This is a genomic window from Enterobacter cloacae complex sp. 394I7 (assembly GCF_057320345.1).
Genome location: NZ_JBXWCR010000001.1, coordinates 1890856 through 1907949 on the forward strand (window position 1 = coordinate 1890856; position 17094 = coordinate 1907949).

A 17094-nucleotide genomic window follows, 5' to 3' on the forward strand; every position below is an offset into this window, starting at 1 on the left:
TGCGCACCTTTAGTAACTAAATAAAATAAAAACAAACTAAAGAAAGCAAATGAATATTTCAGCGCATAACCGAATTCCTGACAACTTAAGACGCGAAACTATGAATACAAAAACTGCTGTAACGCCCCTTGGGGCGAGTCACGCATCCAACGGAAAGGCAAAACGTCTGCTAATGATGGCATTGCCCGTTGTCGTTGCCGTGCTGTTACTGTTTGTTCCGGTCCCGGAAGGGCTTCCTCCTTACGCGTGGCACTACTTCGCTATCTTTGTCGGCGTGATTGTCGGTTTGATCTTCGAACCGCTGCCAGGCGCGGTCATTGGCCTGACCGGCGTCGTGGCGATTGCGCTCTGCAGCCAGTGGGTGTTGTTCAGCCCGGAACAGCTGGCTGACCCGAAATTCAAACTGGCGGGTGCCTCCTTTAAATGGGCCGTGAGCGGTTTTGGTAACTCTACCGTATGGCTGATTTTCGGTGCCTTCATGTTTGCCGCAGGCTATGACAAAACCCGCTTCGGCCGCCGTCTGGCACTGATTCTGGTGAAATATCTGGGTCGTCGCAGCCTGACGCTCGGTTACGCTATCACCTTCGCGGACCTGCTGCTGGCACCGTTTACACCTTCCAACACCGCGCGTAGCGGCGGGACCATCTATCCGATTATCGCTAACCTGCCGCCGCTGTATGGTTCGAAACCAAACGATCCAAGCGCGCGTAAAATTGGTTCTTACCTGATGTGGGTGGCGATCACCGCGGCCTGTATTACCAGCTCAATGTTCCTGTCTGCCCTCGCGCCGAACCTGCTGGCGCTGGCGCTGGTGAAAAGCACCGTGGGGATCGACATCTCCTGGGGCACCTGGTTTATCGCATTCCTGCCGCTGGGCGTGCTGCTGATTCTGACCATGCCGCTGCTGGCCTACTGGTTCTACCCGCCTGAAGTTAAAGTGAACAACGAAGTGCCACTGTGGGCGACCCGTGAACTGGAAAAACTGGGCAAACTGTCCCGTAACGAAATCCTGCTGCTGATTTTCGTCTGCTGCGCGCTGCTGATGTGGATCTTCGCCGCCGCGTGGATTGAACCGGCGATGGCTGCACTGTTAATCGTGGGTCTGATGCTGTGGACCGGGGTGCTGGAGTGGAACGATATCACCGGGAATAAAGCCGCCTGGAACACCTTCGTCTGGTTCGCCACCCTGGTTGCGCTGGCGGATGGCCTTTCCTCCACGGGCTTCATTAGCTGGCTGGGTAAAGAAGGCGGTCTGCTGATGAGCGGTATCTCGCCGGGTGTTGCCACCATCGTACTGCTGCTGGCGTTCTACCTGCTGCACTACCTGTTTGCCAGCACCACCGCACACACCACGGCGCTGCTGCCAGCGATGCTGACCATCGCCTCTACCATTCCGGGCATGAATATGGAGGTGTTCGTCCTGCTGATGGTGACCTCCCTGGGGGTCATGGGGATTATCACCCCTTACGGTACCGGCCCTAGCCCTATCTACTACGGTAGCGGCTACCTGCCAACCAAAGACTACTGGCGCCTCGGCACCATCTTTGGTGCCATCTTCCTGGCGGCCCTGCTGCTGATTGGTTATCCGTGGATGTCCATGATGTTCTGATCCCTGACCGCCGGGCTACCTCTCCGGCGGTTTTATTTTTTTGGAGCAATACGCTATGTCAAACAAACCGTTTAACTACCAGAACCCCTTCCCTCTCGCACACGACGATACCGAATACTATCTGCTGACCAAAGAACACGTCTCTGTTGCCGAATTTGAGGGTCAGGAGATCCTGAAAGTGGAACCCGAAGCGCTGACGCTGCTGGCACAGCAGGCCTTCCACGACGCCGCCTTTATGCTGCGCCCTTCGCATCAGAAACAGGTTGCCGCTATTCTTAACGACCCACAAGCCAGCGAAAATGATAAATACGTTGCCCTGCAGTTCCTGCGCAACTCTGAAATCGCGGCCAAAGGCGTGCTGCCCACCTGCCAGGATACCGGCACGGCGATCATCATGGGTAAAAAAGGCCAGCGCGTCTGGACCGGTGGCGGTGACGAAGCCGCGCTGAGTCAGGGTGTCTATAACACCTACATCGAAGATAACCTGCGTTATTCCCAGAATGCCGCGCTGGATATGTATAAAGAGGTCAATACCGGCACTAACCTGCCTGCGCAGATCGATCTCTACAGCGTCGACGGGGACGAGTATAAATTCCTGTGCATGGCAAAAGGCGGCGGTTCCGCGAATAAAACCTATCTCTATCAGGAAACCAAAGCGCTGATTACCCCGGCGAAGCTGAAAAACTACCTGGTTGAGAAAATGCGTACCCTGGGTACCGCGGCCTGCCCGCCTTACCATATTGCCTTCGTGATTGGGGGAACGTCGGCTGAAGCGACGCTGAAAACCGTTAAGCTCGCCTCAACGCGCTATTACGACGCGCTGCCCACCGAAGGCAACGAACACGGTCAGGCGTTCCGTGATGTTCAGCTCGAACAGGAACTGCTTCAGGAAGCACAGAACCTCGGCCTCGGCGCGCAGTTTGGCGGGAAATACTTCGCCCATGATATTCGCGTGATCCGTCTGCCGCGCCACGGTGCCTCCTGCCCCATTGGCATGGGCGTCTCCTGCTCCGCTGACCGCAACATCAAAGCCAAAATCAACCGCGACGGTATCTGGATTGAAAAACTGGAGCACAATCCGGGCCAGTATATTCCTGAATCCCTGCGTCAACAGGGTGAAGGCGACGTGGTCAGCATCAATCTGAATAAGCCGATGAAAGAGATCCTGGCCCAGCTTTCTGCTCATCCGGTCTCTACCCGCCTGTCACTGAATGGCACCATCATCGTGGCGCGCGATATTGCCCACGCGAAGCTGAAAGAGCTGCTCGACAACGGTGAAGAACTGCCGCAGTACGTCAAAGACCATCCAATCTACTACGCAGGCCCGGCCAAGACTCCGGAAGGCTATGCATCAGGCTCTCTCGGCCCAACCACGGCTGGACGGATGGATTCGTACGTCGACCTGCTGCAGTCTCACGGTGCGAGCATGATCATGCTGGCGAAAGGCAACCGTAGCCAGCAGGTGACCGATGCCTGTCATAAGCACGGCGGTTTCTACCTCGGCAGCATCGGCGGCCCGGCGGCGGTACTGGCACAAAACAGCATCAAGCGTCTGGAGTGCGTGGCCTATCCTGAACTGGGTATGGAAGCCATCTGGAAAATCGAAGTGGAAAACTTCCCGGCGTTTATCCTGGTGGATGACAAGGGTAACGACTTCTTCCAGCAGATCCAGAATCAGCAGTGCAATGGGTGTTCACAGCGCTGAGTTTTTCCACAACGCCGGTAACAGCGACAGCGTTTCAGCGATCCTCTCTCGCTTGTCGCTTCCCGGCTTCCAGATGGTCACCATCGTCTGACTTATCCCCTGGCTGCCCACTTCGGTGTGCAGCCTTTTTACCTTTTTCCACCCGGTCGGCTGGAAATGCGTCGGTAAAAATCCCCAGCCGCATCCCTGCTCCAGCAGGCCCCGCAACATCTCCAGCTCGTTGGTAAAAAGGGTGTGCCCCGAAATTTGCAGACGACGTGCCACCGGCTCATCCGAGGCGGCGTGCATAATCACCTGCGGCACCAGCGACAACTCAAGCAGCGACAGCGGCTGCGTGGCTTCAGCGAACAGCGTGTTGCAGGCGTAGAAATCCATATCGATCGCCCCGAGCGCCCGCCACTCCATTTCATTACCCACACTGCGATTACGTGCCTGGCAAATGCCCAGATCCGCCTGCCCGCTGGCCAGCATCGCTTCCGCCTCATCCCGGGAGGCGCTGACCAGGCTCAGACGTAAATGTCGCTTCGCCATCTCGCCAATTAGCGCCTGCAAAAATGGCCTCGAGGTAAAGGGATCGTAAACCAGCGTGATGTCCTGCGTAGCACGCTCCGGTACCGCGCTGGCAAATGCCTCAAAGGCTTTCACCTGGCGCATCAGCAGGTGCGCCTGCCGCTGCAGCTGCTCGCCCTCAGGGGTCAGACGCAGCGTGCGTCCTTCACGCACAAACAGCCTGTACCCTAATCCATCTTCGAGAAAATCAATCAGGTCGCGCAGCGTCGTACGATCTTTCCCGAGCTTCATCGCCGCTTTTGCCAGGCCACCGTATTCCACCACGGCGGTAAACGCTTCCAGTTGGGCAAAGGAATAAATTACCGTCGACACGCCACTCTCCATTCAGTTTTCGGGGGGAATTTCCCCCATTACGCGTTTTTTATTATAAGTCGCGGGTTCTTAAACTGAAGGCGTTCCTAATCACAGCGAGAAAAATGATGAATTATCCTTCACTGAACCGCACGCTGCTGGCGGGCGTTGTAATTAGCCTGTGCAGCGGTCTGTTTGCGCCTGTCGCGCTGGCTGCCTGCGACGGTACTGACCTGAACACCTGCCCTGCTCCGTTCGACAAACAGCTTCCTGACACGCACAAGATGCTCACCTGGAGTCAGGCGGATCGCGTGGTCGGCTTTCGAAATGACTACCGCAACTACGCGGGAGATGTGTTCCATCACGGCAACGCCACGCCGCTGCTCAGCGCAGAGAAACCGCTCACTGACGCCCGCTATCAGGTCAACGGCAAGACCTATAACCTGCAGGACTACCTGAAACGTCAGAACGTGAGCGGCATGCTGGTACTGAAAGACGGCAAAATCGCGTGGAAATATCTCGGTGAAGGCAATACGGATATGACGCTCTGGACCTCCCGTTCGGTCGGGAAATCCGTGGTCTCAACGCTGGTTGGCGTGGCTCTCAAAGAGGGAAAAATTCGCTCACTCGACGACCTGGTCACGCAATACGAGCCAGACCTGAAAGGCACCGCCTGGGACGGCGTGACGTTAAAACAGCTGATCACCCACACCTCCGGCGTGGCATGGAACGAAGACTACACCGATCCCGCCTCCGATTTCGCACAGCTCACCGAGTGTGAAGCGAAACCAGGCACCTATGGCTGCGTGCGTAAACTGGTGTCCGGGCTGAAACGTGAACACCCGGCAGGCCAGCACTGGTCTTACTCCTCCGGTGGCGCCTGGCTGTTGGGTGACGTGCTTGAGCGTGCAACGGGCATGACCCTGGCCGCCTATCTTGAGAAGAGCATCTGGCAGCCGTACGGCATGGCGAGCGACGGTGTATGGCATGCCTACCGTAAAGGTCAGCATGATGTCGGCGCGCATGGCTTTAACGCCACGCTGGAAGACTGGGGACGCTTCGGGGAGTTTATCCTGCATAACGGCACACTACCGAACGGTAAACAGATCCTGCCCGACAACTGGGTGAAAGACGCCTCACGCTGGACGCAGGCTGATGGATCTGTCTCTGACGCACACCCGACCGGCTTGTACGGCTATCAGTGGTGGAACAACGAAGTGCCCGTCACGGCCACGAAGGTGGTGCCCGCGGCAAATGAATCGCTGAAAGGCTCACTCTGGGCGCTGGGGATCTTTGGGCAGATGATCATGGTAAACCAGGCGGAAAATCTGGTGATCGTTCAGTGGTCCACCTGGCCGCAGGCCGAACCGTCGTTTAGCGCACAGCCGCTGGAAGCCTCACTGATGTTCAGTGCGATTGCCAACGCGTTGCGGTAAGTCGCGGTAAGTGATAGTTAACAGCCAGGCATCGCCTGGCTTTTGTATTCTCTGCAAACAAGGATGCCTCTGCGCGATGTCACAAAACGGCAATATCAGTGACTTACCCAAACTGGTGAATAAAAAATCAATTAATTGTTAAGTTGTTGTTACAGCAATCACTCCCGATCGACCACGCGCTATTGATGCGTTAAATGCATCAGTCCATGTATTAATTGCGCTTATAAATTTGGGGTTCTTGATCCAGTTTTCAGAAACAGACGAGCAAAACGTCAACAATAAACTGGAGATAACCATGTTTTCCTCAACCTCACCTGCAACCGTTCGCTCGAAAGCGGGCGCGATACTTCGCGTGACGTCCGGCAACTTTCTCGAGCAATTCGACTTCTTTCTCTTCGGCTTTTATGCGACCTACATCGCGCATACCTTTTTCCCGGCGAGCAGTGAATTTGCTTCCCTGATGATGACGTTTGCCGTCTTCGGCGCAGGATTTTTAATGCGCCCTATCGGGGCAATCGTACTGGGTGCCTATATCGACAAGGTTGGGCGCAGAAAAGGACTCATCGTGACCCTGTCGATTATGGCGGCGGGTACCTTCCTGATCGTGCTTATTCCGTCTTATCACAGCATAGGTCTGTGGGCACCGTTACTGGTTCTGACTGGCCGACTGTTGCAGGGGTTTTCTGCCGGAGCGGAGCTGGGTGGCGTATCGGTCTATCTGGCTGAAATTGCAACGCCCGGCCGCAAAGGTTTTTACACCAGCTGGCAGTCCGGCAGCCAGCAGGTCGCGATTATGGTTGCGGCAGCCATGGGGTTTGCGCTGAATGCGCTGATGGCAGAGAGCGCCATTCGTGAATGGGGCTGGCGTATCCCGTTCCTGGTCGGTTGTTTAATCGTACCGTTTATCTTTTTCCTGCGCCGCAAGCTGGAGGAGACAGAGGAATTCAACGCACGCCGCCATCATCTGGAGATGCATCAGGTCTTTAAAACCCTGCTCGGTAACTGGCAGGTGGTCATTGCCGGCATGCTGATGGTGGCAATGACCACCACGGCCTTTTATCTGATCACCGTTTACGCGCCGACTTTCGGGAAAAAAGTGCTGATGCTCAGCGCTTCGGACAGCCTGCTGGTTACGCTTCTGGTGGCAATTTCCAACTTTATCTGGCTGCCGATAGGCGGTGCGCTGTCGGACCGCTTTGGGCGTAAACCGGTGCTTATCGCCATGACGCTGCTGGCTCTGGCGACGAGCTACCCGGCACTGACGCTGCTGGCGCAGGCACCGAGCTTCTCAATGATGCTGAGCGTCCTGCTGTGGCTCTCTTTCCTCTATGGCCTGTACAACGGTGCGATGATCCCGGCGCTCACGGAGATCATGCCTTCTGAAGTTCGCGTGGCGGGGTTCTCTCTGGCCTACAGTCTGGCAACGGCGGTATTTGGAGGGTTCACGCCGGTAATGTCTACCGCGCTGATTGAATATACCGGTGATAAAGCCTCTCCCGGCTACTGGATGAGTTTCGCCGCGGTGTGCGCCCTGCTGGCAACGCTCTATCTGTACCGTCGTCGTGCAGTGACGCTGCAAAATACCGTGAAATCAGAGGGGGCGGCATGAGACTGATTCCTCGACTGACCACCGGCGCGTTGATACTGACCGTCCTGAGCTTCAGTGCCTCAGCGAAAGAGGTGACGGTCATGATCTCAGGCGGTTTTAAAGCCGCCCTTGAAAAGCTGGCACCGGAATATGAACGCCAGACCGGCGATAACATTGTGCTCATTCCCGGCCCGTCTATGGGAACGACTCCGCAGGCAATTCCTAACCGGCTTGCGCGCGGGGAAAAAGCCGACGTGGTGATCATGGTGGGCGATGCGCTGGCAACACTTGAAAAGGACAACCTGACTCAGCCAGGCTCACGCACGGAACTTGCGGACTCCCCTGTCGGTATGGTGGTAAAAAAAGGCGCTGACGTCCCGGATATCAGTAACGAGGCGAAACTTCGCCATACGCTGCTTCAGGCGGAGTCCATCGCCTACTCCGACAGCGCCAGCGGCAGATACGTCAGCCAGACGCTGTTCAAAACGCTGGGGATTGAAAAAGAGGTGATGGGTAAAGCAACGAAGGTTGAGCGCATCCCCGTCGCCGAAGAAGTGGCGAAAGGGAAATACACGGTAGGTTTCCAGCAGGTCAGCGAACTGCTGCCGATTCCGGGGGTGACGTTTGTTGGCAAACTCCCGGACAACCTGCAATACATCACCCGCTTTGCTGGTGCCGTAACCCGCCACGCCGACCATCCTGGCGAAGGGAAAGCGCTGCTGGATTACCTTTCCTCGACACAGTCCAGCGCCGTGATTCGCGACACGGGGATGAGCCCCGTCACGTCCCGCGGTACTGCTCAGTAATGTGTTTTTCCAGTTCAGCCGCAATGTAAGACTGGATACGCCCCCGGCGTCGAATCAGCCCCACAGTGCGTTTCACCTCCGGTGCCACGAGCGGGACAGACGTCAGTAGCGAGTGCTCTGACGTCGGCATCGACATGGCGGGCACGGCAGCAATGCCGATGCCCGCCTCTACCATACCGAGCATCGTGGTCACATGGCGCGTTTCGCAAACGCTGGGACGCGCAGGCACGATATCCCCCAGCATCCGGTCGAGCAGGTTACGGTTGCCTGACGTTTTGTCGAGGATGATATAGTCCTGCTGATAAAACGCCTGCCACGTCAGGTGAGTCTTTTTTGCCAGCGGGTGATCGCGCCTGCACGCGGCGACATAGCTATCTTCCACAAGGGGGAAAAACTCGATTTCAGAGGGCAAACTCCCGGCGAAACAGATCCCGAAATCCGCCTGGCTACGGGCAACCGCGTCAATGACATTCCCCGCGCTGCTGTCGATGAGCTTAATCCGGACACGCGGATAACGGGACTGAAAGCGACGAATGACATCCGGCATAAAGTAATAGGCCGCAGACGGTACCGTAGCGACGGTAATCAGCCCGGTCCGCTCTTCACTCACTTTATCAATATCAGCCAGCATGGACTCAACGTTATCGAGCAACTGCGCTGAACGTTCAGCAAAGTTCTGCCCGTACAGTGTCAGAGCCACGTGGCGGGTGGTCCGGTCAAACAGCTTCGCTCCCAGCGCCGCCTCCAGTTTTTCAATCCTGCGGCTCAGTGCTGACGGGGACAAACAGATAGATTCAGCAGCAACCCGAAAGTTGCCGTATTCCACTAACGCTCTGAAAGCATAAAGATCGTTAAGGTCAAAATTTACGGGCATAGCGTCTGAATGTCCTGTCTGGCAATACGAACGAAAGTCAAAAATAATAGCGGCTTATTGTCCAGCCGCAACCGGTGAAGCACCGAAATCCCTTAAGGAGTTGGTTTTCACGCTGACCATAATGGGGTAAGTGTCATAAGATTAGGCTTCGACTGAGTTCACAAAATGAAGGTGATACCAGCAAACCGCTATCCACCGTTACGTACGAAGTGATAGTTTATCCAGGCTGGAATTGAAGCAATGACCGAATGTCTGGCATTTTAACAGAACCTTACCTTCCCCTTTTGTTCAAGTGACGAGTTTGCGAGCAAAGCGATGATTAAGTGGCCCTGGAAAACGAATGACGCTGGCCGAAATATGGCGCTGCCGTGGGATGAAGCGCTGGCGATCCCTGTTCTGGCTAATCTTCAGCCGGATGAACAATCAAAACTGGTTCAACTGGCGGATCGCTTTTTGCAGCAAAAACGTCTGGTTCCGCTGCAGGGTTTCGAGCTGGATCCCCTGAAAAACGCGCGTATCGCCCTGCTTTTCTGTCTGCCGGTACTGGAACTCGGTATTGAGTGGCTGGATGGCTTCCATGAAGTACTCATCTACCCAGCACCGTTTGTGGTGGACGATGAATGGCAGGACGATTTCGGCCTGGTGCATAACCAGCGGGTGGTGCAGTCCGGGCAAAGCTGGCAGCAAGGGCCCATCATCCTGAACTGGCTCGATATTCAGGATTCCTTCGACGCATCTGGCTTTAACCTGATCATTCACGAAGTGGCGCATAAGCTGGATACCCGCAATGGGGATCGCGCCAGCGGTGTACCGCTGATCCCGCTTCGTGAGGTTGCAGGTTGGGAACACGATCTGCATGCGGCAATGGATAATATCCAGGATGAGATAGATCTGGTGGGCGAAAGTGCCGCCAGCATCGATGCCTATGCGGCAACCGATCCTGCGGAGTGCTTTGCGGTGCTGTCAGAATATTTCTTTAGCGCGCCTGAGCTTTTCGCCCCCCGTTTCCCGGCCCTCTGGCAACGGTTCTGTCAGTTTTATCAGCAAGACCCTCTGCTGCGTCTGCGGCAAAATGAGGATCCTGCCGGCAATTCATCTCACCAGCTCCATTAAGACGGGTCGACATGGGTACGATTGACCGCCCGTACCCATAGGCTCATCACCAGAAACACCAGCGCCATCACCCAGGCGGCCTGCGTTAAAAATACCTCGCCGAATAAACGCGTGACGACAGGCACCAGCAGCGCACTCAGGCCGTAGCCCAGCGTGTGGCTGGTGGCAATCACTCCCGCCCCTTTTCCGGTGGTCAGCCGTTCATTCAGCAGCAGCTGGTATCCCGGCGTCGCCATGGCGGCTCCCAGCGACGTCATGACAATTCCCACGTAGAACAACACCAGACCGGCAATACACATTAGCCCCAGTCCCGTCACCATCAGTACCGCGGCCAGGCAGAGCAATGTCACCGGGCTGAAATGCTGCGGACGGACCACCAGAAATTGCGCAGCGAGCGTTGCCAGCGCAGCCAGGCTCAGCAGCAGCGCGACATGATGGCTGACCTCTCGCGGGTCACCGTCCAGCAGAGGGCTGAGATGCGGTGACAGGCCAAGCTGCATCAGGCTCACCAGTGCGGCCAGAAGCAACGCCAGCACAAGGTACGGCAGCATTGAAACCTGCACACGCGTCGCCTGATGCGCGACCGGCGGCAGCGGCGGATCGGCGACCTCTCGAAGGACCAGCAGGAGAGCGATAAACGGTGCAATCGCCATCAACCAGAGGGGAGCCACCGGATTGATACTAAGCATCATCGCCGCCAGCGGCGGCCCCAGCAGACGACCACAGCTGAGGCCGGAGCTTATGGTCGCCAGCGCGGCCATGCGTTTATCCAGACCCGCGCGCTGAATGGCCCATGTCTGAGCCGCGGGCACCAGCCCTGAGACGGTCAGGCCGTACAGCGTACGCGAGAGGATCAGGCCCGCCAGCCCCCAGACAGCACTCATCATCCCGCTTGCCATCGCCCAGACCACCAGCGCCATCACGACGAAACTTGCCAGATAGCCACTTAGCGAGGCCAGCATCACGACCTTGCAGCCGTGTCGCTCACTTTGGCGTCCCCACCACGGCGATGCGGGTAAAAAGAGCATGGAGCCGAACATTAACAGCCCCGCCCAGACGGAGAGCGATAACCCGGTCAGGGTGACCAGTTGCGGCAGCATGACCAGCAAACCGTTTTGCCCAATACCTAGCAATCCGGCGCATAACGCCAGTGGCCAGTTCGCTTTCGGGGTGAGGTTTTCCGTCAGTGTTTCAGGGTAAGTGCGCATGAGAATGTGAACATAGTGTCAATAAATGTGTGGAAATCATGAAGTTTATGAAAACAAATATTGCAAAAATAGTTGCGACTGTAAACAGAATGCATATCATAACGATAATTATTATCAATCATGGAATGAGGTACACCTATGCGTACTCTGCCCCGCTCCGCCGGTACAGACGTTGCGGCCCAGTGTTTTTTGAACGCCCTGTTGCGTGAAACGAAGGACTGGCGCTATCTCCCCGCTACCGTTGCGGATGAGCTATCGCAGATTCATATTCCGCTCTCTTCAACCCAGGCCATTCGGGTTCCGGTACGCTATTTCTCTCCGACTCAGCATCATCAGTATCACTTTCCGGCGATGCTTATCCAGCGCGACAGCGACAGCGGTGACGCCGTCACTTTCACGCAACTGGTTGACTTAATTCTGGAAAAACCATCAGTTAAAGGCTCACTCGATACCGAAACGCTGGCGCGCTTTAAGCAACGCGCCCTTGAAAGCCATGCCCACACCTGGCAGGCCATAGATTTGCGCCACAACTGGGCAAACCTGCGTGACAAACCGCTGAATTTTGCGCAAGCAGAACAGGCGCTGCTGGTGGGCCATGCGTTTCACCCGGCCCCCAAATCTCACGAGCCGTTTAACGAAAGTGAAGCGCGCCGCTATTTGCCTGATTTTGCCTCCCGCTTCCCGCTGCGCTGGTTTGCGGTTAAGCGTGAATGGATTGCCGGCGACAGCCTGGGCGTCTCTCTTCGAGAACGCCTGCTGCGCTTCGCAGCGCAGAGTGCCCCTGAGCTCCTCGGTCACTTCACCGACACCTGCTGGCTGCTGCCGATGCATCCGTGGCAGGCCGAGCATTTGCTGGGTCAGGCCTGGTGCCAGCGTCTTGTGGCTAACGGCGACCTGCAGGATTTGGGCGAAGCGGGCGCGCAGTGGCTGCCCACCAGCTCCTCGCGCTCGCTCTACAGCGAAACCAACAGCGACATGATCAAGTTTTCCCTCAGCGTGCGCCTGACCAACTCCGTGCGCACGCTGTCGGTGAAAGAGGTTAAACGCGGTATGCGCCTGGCGCGTCTGGCTAAGACAGCGCGCTGGCAGACCTTACAGGCACGCTACCCGACCCTGCGAGTTATGCAGGAAGACGGCTGGGCTGGGCTGCGTGATGAAAATGGCGTCATCCAGGAAGAGAGCCTGATGGCCCTGCGCGTGAACCTGCTGTTCGGGACGCCAGACAACCAGACCAACGTACTGGTGAGCCTGACGCAGGCGGCACCGGACGGAGGTGACAGTCTGCTGGTTGCGGCGGTACGTCGTCTGAGCCATCGCCTGGATTTACCCCTCGCCGAGGCTGCGCGCTGCTGGGTGCAGGCGTATTGCGATCGCGTCTTACTTCCGCTGTTTAGCGCGGAAGCGGATTACGGCCTGGTTCTGCTGGCGCACCAGCAAAATATCCTCGTTGAGATGCAGCAGGATTTCCCCGTCGGGCTGATCTACCGTGATTGCCAGGGCAGCGCCTGGACTGAAGGGGCCGATGAATGGCTAAAAGAGGCGGGTGAACATGATGTGGAAAACCGTTTTGGCGAAAGCCAGCTGCTGCGCTACTTCCCCTACTACCTGCTGCTGAACTCAACGCTTGCCGTGACTGCCGCCCTCGCCGCCGCCGGTTTCGACAGCGAAGAGAGCCTGATGGCGCAGGTGCGTGACGCACTGGCCGAATTACGCAAAACAGCGAAACAGACCCGCTGCCTCGACTACGTGCTCGACAGCCCAACCTGGAACTGTAAAGGCAACTTTTTCTGCTATCTGCACGATCGCAACGAAAACACCATCGCCGATCCGGCAGTGATCTATTTCGACTTTAGCAACCCGTTTTACAAGGAGAAGGCGTGATGGCAAACGCGAATATCGTCCATTCTGGCTATGGCTTTCGCTGCACCGTAACGGAGAACACTCTGCCCCTGACGTTAGGTCTCGACGGCAGCGCAGTGCTTGAGCGCGTGAGTGGTATGCCAGAAGGCTGGTTAGTCGACGCGCTGGATCAGCTGTTTATCGCCGCGCCGGCTCTGACCGGCGTCACGCTCCCCTGGTCTGCCTGGCAGGATGAACCGCAGGCGCAGGCGCTGTTTACGCTTGCCAGCGGAGATTATCTGGCGCGCGAAACGTTCTGGCAGTTACCCCTGTGGCTGCAGGGAGAACGGCCCCAGAACCACGGCGGCATGCAGTTCGATGAAAGCCGTCAGCTTTACTTCCCGCTGCGCCCTCACCGCCCGCAAGGTGAAGTCTATCGCCGTTACGACCCGCAGATTAAACGCACCCTGAGTTTCCGCGTGGCCGATGTGGCGCAGGACGGCGAACGTTTCACCCGCTGGATGAACACCCCGCGCGTTAACGCCTTCTGGGAGATGGCCGGCCCGCAGGCGGAGCAGGAAAATTACCTGCGCCGTCAGCTCGACTCGACCTATTGTTATCCGCTTATCGGCTGCTTTGATGACCAGCCGTTCGGCTACTTTGAAATTTACTGGGCGGCGGAAGACCGTATTGGCCGTCACTATCGCTGGCATCCGTTTGACCGCGGCCTGCACATGCTGGTTGGGGAAGAAAACTGGCGCGGCGCGCAGTATATCCGCAGCTGGCTGCGCGGTCTGAGCCATTATCTGTGGCTGGATGAGCCACGCACAACACGCATCGTTGCCGAGCCGCGTTTCGACAACCAGCGCCTGTTCCGCCATCTTTCGTCTGCCGGTTTCGAAACCGTGAAAGAGTTCGACTTCCCGCATAAACGCTCGCGCCTCATCATGAACCAGCGTCACCGCTTCTTCAGCGAGGTGGGACTGTGAACGTGTACTGGCAGAAAGTGAACCGCGACATGGTGGCGAAAATCCTCGCCGAGCTGGAATATGAACGCACCCTGAGCGCCCGGCAGCTGGCAGACAATCGCTGGCAAATCACCATGGGCGCGGAGACCTGGCAGTTCCAGGCCACGCGCGGGATCTGGGGCTGGCTGCATATCGACCCCGAGAGCCTGACCACCGTCAGCGGTAAGGCAGTGGACGCAGAAACTGCACTGCTGCAGCTTGCTACGGTACTGGAGATGAGCGACGCGCAGACCGCGGAGCATCTGGAAGATCTCTATGCCACGCTGCGGGGTGATATTCAGCTGTTACAGGCGCGCGAAACGCTGGATGCTGATGCGCTCATTCATCTCGACCCGGACGAATTACAGTGCCTGATGAGCGGCCATCCTAAGTTTATCTTTAACAAGGGACGCCGCGGCTGGGGGCTGGATGCGCTACGCCAGTATGCTCCGGAATACCGTGGCCGTTTTCGCCTGCACTGGGTCGCCGTGCAACGTGCGCACCTGGTCTGGAGCAGCGATGTTGATTGCGATATCAATACCCTGCTGGCGAGCGCCATGGATAACGCCGAGCGCGCCCGGTTTGATGCCCGCTGGCAGGCGCTGGATCTTGATGATAACTGGCTGCCCGTGCCGCTGCATCCGTGGCAGTGGCAACAAAAGATTGCTGTCCATTTCCTGGCGCAACTCGCGCGCGGCGAAATGGTTGCGCTGGGCGAGTTTGGCGACGAGTACCTGGCGCAGCAATCGTTGCGTACCCTCACCAATGCCAGCCGCCGCGCGCCGTTTGACATCAAGCTGCCGCTGACCATTTACAACACCTCCTGCTATCGCGGTATTCCGGGTAAGTACATTGCCGCTGGCCCGCTGGCCTCACGCTGGTTACAGCAGCAGTTCGCCAGCGATGCCACGCTTATTCACTGTGGCGCGCAGGTGCTTGGCGAGCCCGCGGCCGGGTATCTTTCCCACCCGGGTTACGCCGCACTGCCGAAAGCACCTTACCGTTATCAGGAGATGCTGGGGGTTATCTGGCGCGAAAATCCGTCCTGTTATCTTCAGCAGGGTGAAGAGGCGGTGCTGATGGCTGCGTTGATGGAGAGCGATAACGCCGGACGCCCCTTGATTGACGCATGGATTGCCCAATCCGGTTTGACCGCTGAAGCCTGGCTGGAAAAGCTCTTTGACGCGACGGTCATCCCCTTCTATCACCTGCTCTGCCGCTACGGCGTGGCGCTTATCGCCCACGGCCAGAACGTGACGCTGGTGATGAAAGACGCCATCCCGCAACGCATCCTGCTGAAAGATTTCCAGGGGGACATGCGCCTGGTGGATGAAGATTTCCCGCAGGCAGCAAGCCTGCCTGAACAGGTGAAGTCCGTCACGGCGCGCCTGAGTGCGGATTACATCATTCACGATCTGCAAACCGGTAATTTTGTCACGGTGCTGCGGTTTATTTCACGCCTTACCCTGCAAAGCGGCGTCAGCGAAACCCGTTTCTACCAGATCCTGGCCGAGGTATTGCGCCGCTATATGGCCGCGCATCCCGATCTCGCCGAACGCTTTGCGAAGTTTGATCTGTTTAAGCCGCAAATTATTCGCGTGATCCTCAACCCGGTCAAACTGACCTTCTCCGAACACGACGGCGGCAGCCGCATGTTGCCGAACTATGTCACCGATCTTGATAACCCTCTTTTTCTGGTCTCCCAGGAGTCAGCGCAATGAAAACGTATGATTTCATCGGCATTGGTATTGGCCCGTTTAACCTCAGCATCGCCGCACTGGCTGAAGGACTGGACGGTTTTAGTTCGCTGTTTCTTGAACGTAAGCCGCATTTCTCCTGGCACCCTGGCATGATGGTGCCGGACTGCCATATGCAAACCAGCTTCCTGAAAGATCTGGTGAGCGCCGTGGAGCCCACCAATCGCCACAGTTTTCTTAACTATCTGGTGCAGCGTAAAAAGTTCTATCGTTTTTTGACCACCGAGCAGCGTACGGTCTCTCGCGAAGAGTTTGCCGATTACCTGTGCTGGGCCGCGGAAAATCTCACCAACCTGTCCTTCAGCCAGCAGGTACAGCAGGTCAGTTTTGATGAAAAAAACGGTCTGTTCGACGTGGTGACTCAGCGCGATCGCTTCCTGGCGCGTCACGTCTGCGTGGGAATTGGCAAACAGATTAACCTGCCTGACTGCGCTCCGGCGCAGGATGACAGCTGCTTCCACGCCAGCGAGATGATGCTGCGCACGCCGGACTTAGCGGGCAAGCGCGTCACCGTCGTCGGCGGAGGTCAGAGTGGTGCAGATCTGTTTCTGAATATCTTCCGCGGGGAGTGGGGTCAGCCACTGAGCCTGAACTGGGTTTCCCGACGCAACAATTATAACGCGCTGGATGAAGCGGCTTTCGCCAACGAGTATTTCACGCCGGAATATGTAGACAGCTTCTTCACGCTTGGCGAAGAGGCGCGTCGTCAGATGCTGCACGAGCAGAAGATGACCTCCGACGGCATCACTACGGAGTCTCTGCTGGCGATTTATCGCGCCATGTATCACCGCTTCGAAGTGCTGCGGGAAAAACCGTGGGCACACCTGCTGCCCTCTCGCTCGGTCACCGCGATCGCGCAGCAGGAGAACGGTAAGCGCCTGACGTTACAGCATCACCTTGACGGCGGCCGTGAACAACTCGATACCGACGTGGTGATTTTCGCGACCGGCTATCGCACCGTGCAGCCTGCGTTTCTGGCACCGCTCTCCCATCGCCTGCGTCTGGACGCCGACGAAACCTTCTGCATCAACAATGATTTCACCCTTGAATGGGACGGTCCGCAGAGCAACCGCCTGTTCGCCGTGAATGCCGGGATGCACCGTCTTGGCATTGCCGAACCCCAGCTCAGCCTGATGGCCTGGCGCGCCGCGCGTATTCTGAATCGCGCGCACGACGATGAGCCGTTTGAGCTGGCCACCACCCCTGGCGTGATCCACTGGCGAAGCACTCCCCGCCCGGACAGCAGCCAGGTTTATCAATCTTTAGCAAGAACCACCGAGTACTGACACAC

Annotated in this window: 13 protein-coding genes; 10 read left to right on the top strand and 3 right to left on the bottom strand. The window is 57.1% G+C overall.

The window, feature by feature from the left end; genetic code table 11:
* Positions 1 to 100 precede the first annotated feature (100 nt).
* Together AC2FAP_RS09245 and fumA are read left to right on the top strand one after the other, a co-directional pair.
* Positions 101 to 1609 carry an anion permease gene (locus tag AC2FAP_RS09245; protein ID WP_072255835.1) on the top strand — a complete coding sequence of 503 codons (1509 nt, stop codon included), beginning with the start codon at positions 101 to 103 and terminating at the stop codon, positions 1607 to 1609.
* A gap of 55 nt (positions 1610 to 1664) precedes the next feature.
* Positions 1665 to 3314 (top strand): class I fumarate hydratase FumA, encoded by a 1650-nt coding sequence (gene fumA, locus AC2FAP_RS09250; RefSeq protein WP_479435847.1) that lies wholly within the window; start codon positions 1665 to 1667, stop codon positions 3312 to 3314.
* Here the strand turns inward: fumA and AC2FAP_RS09255 are convergent.
* On the bottom strand, positions 3303 to 4208 hold the full coding sequence (locus AC2FAP_RS09255; protein ID WP_078774567.1) for a LysR family transcriptional regulator: 906 nt from the start codon (positions 4206 to 4208) through the stop codon (positions 3303 to 3305). The two genes, fumA and AC2FAP_RS09255, sit on opposite strands and share 12 nt — an antisense overlap.
* Positions 4209 to 4303: 95 nt before the next feature.
* Here AC2FAP_RS09255 and AC2FAP_RS09260 point away from each other — a divergent pair, with 95 nt between their 5' ends.
* From AC2FAP_RS09260 to AC2FAP_RS09270, 3 genes are all read left to right on the top strand, one after another.
* Positions 4304 to 5611, top strand: a complete 1308-nt coding sequence (locus tag AC2FAP_RS09260; RefSeq protein WP_333060973.1) for a serine hydrolase domain-containing protein — start codon at positions 4304 to 4306, stop codon at positions 5609 to 5611.
* Positions 5612 to 5906: 295 nt separating this feature from the next.
* Complete coding sequence (gene tcuC / locus AC2FAP_RS09265; RefSeq protein ID WP_020883317.1) at positions 5907 to 7220, top strand: MFS transporter; 1314 nt, start codon at positions 5907 to 5909, stop codon at positions 7218 to 7220.
* The gene (locus tag AC2FAP_RS09270; RefSeq protein WP_333060721.1) at positions 7217 to 8005 is read left to right on the top strand and encodes a substrate-binding domain-containing protein; all 789 of its coding nucleotides are present in this window, start codon (positions 7217 to 7219) and stop codon (positions 8003 to 8005) included. The genes tcuC and AC2FAP_RS09270 overlap by 4 nt, the downstream gene beginning before the upstream one ends.
* On the opposite strand, the gene psrA is transcribed toward AC2FAP_RS09270, so the two are convergent.
* On the bottom strand, positions 7980 to 8879 hold the full coding sequence (gene psrA / locus AC2FAP_RS09275) for an L-proline-binding transcription factor PsrA (protein WP_014170763.1): 900 nt from the start codon (positions 8877 to 8879) through the stop codon (positions 7980 to 7982). The genes AC2FAP_RS09270 and psrA overlap by 26 nt on opposite strands.
* A 315-nt stretch (positions 8880 to 9194) precedes the next feature.
* On the opposite strand from psrA, the gene mtfA reads away from it, so the two are divergent.
* Positions 9195 to 9992, top strand: coding sequence for a DgsA anti-repressor MtfA (gene mtfA, locus AC2FAP_RS09280; protein WP_014170764.1), 798 nt, complete (start codon positions 9195 to 9197; stop codon positions 9990 to 9992).
* On the opposite strand, the gene AC2FAP_RS09285 is transcribed toward mtfA, so the two are convergent.
* A complete protein-coding gene (locus AC2FAP_RS09285; RefSeq protein ID WP_333060722.1) occupies positions 9989 to 11200 on the bottom strand; it encodes an MFS transporter in 1212 nt (403 codons plus the stop codon). The genes mtfA and AC2FAP_RS09285 overlap by 4 nt on opposite strands.
* Positions 11201 to 11338: 138 nt before the next feature.
* On the opposite strand from AC2FAP_RS09285, the gene AC2FAP_RS09290 reads away from it, so the two are divergent.
* The 4 genes from AC2FAP_RS09290 to AC2FAP_RS09305 are packed head-to-tail and all read left to right on the top strand — an operon-like array spanning position 11339 to position 17089.
* Positions 11339 to 13081 carry an IucA/IucC family protein gene (locus tag AC2FAP_RS09290; protein WP_333060724.1) on the top strand — a complete coding sequence of 581 codons (1743 nt, stop codon included), beginning with the start codon at positions 11339 to 11341 and terminating at the stop codon, positions 13079 to 13081.
* Positions 13081 to 14028: a GNAT family N-acetyltransferase gene (locus AC2FAP_RS09295; RefSeq protein WP_333060726.1), complete on the top strand. Its 948-nt coding sequence runs from the start codon at positions 13081 to 13083 to the stop codon at positions 14026 to 14028. Before AC2FAP_RS09290 ends, AC2FAP_RS09295 begins: the two co-directional genes overlap by 1 nt.
* On the top strand, positions 14025 to 15767 hold the full coding sequence (gene iucC, locus AC2FAP_RS09300) for an aerobactin synthase IucC (RefSeq protein WP_333060728.1): 1743 nt from the start codon (positions 14025 to 14027) through the stop codon (positions 15765 to 15767). Before AC2FAP_RS09295 ends, iucC begins: the two co-directional genes overlap by 4 nt.
* The gene (locus AC2FAP_RS09305; RefSeq protein ID WP_449541776.1) at positions 15764 to 17089 is read left to right on the top strand and encodes a lysine N(6)-hydroxylase/L-ornithine N(5)-oxygenase family protein; all 1326 of its coding nucleotides are present in this window, start codon (positions 15764 to 15766) and stop codon (positions 17087 to 17089) included. The genes iucC and AC2FAP_RS09305 overlap by 4 nt, the downstream gene beginning before the upstream one ends.
* Positions 17090 to 17094 lie beyond the last annotated feature (5 nt).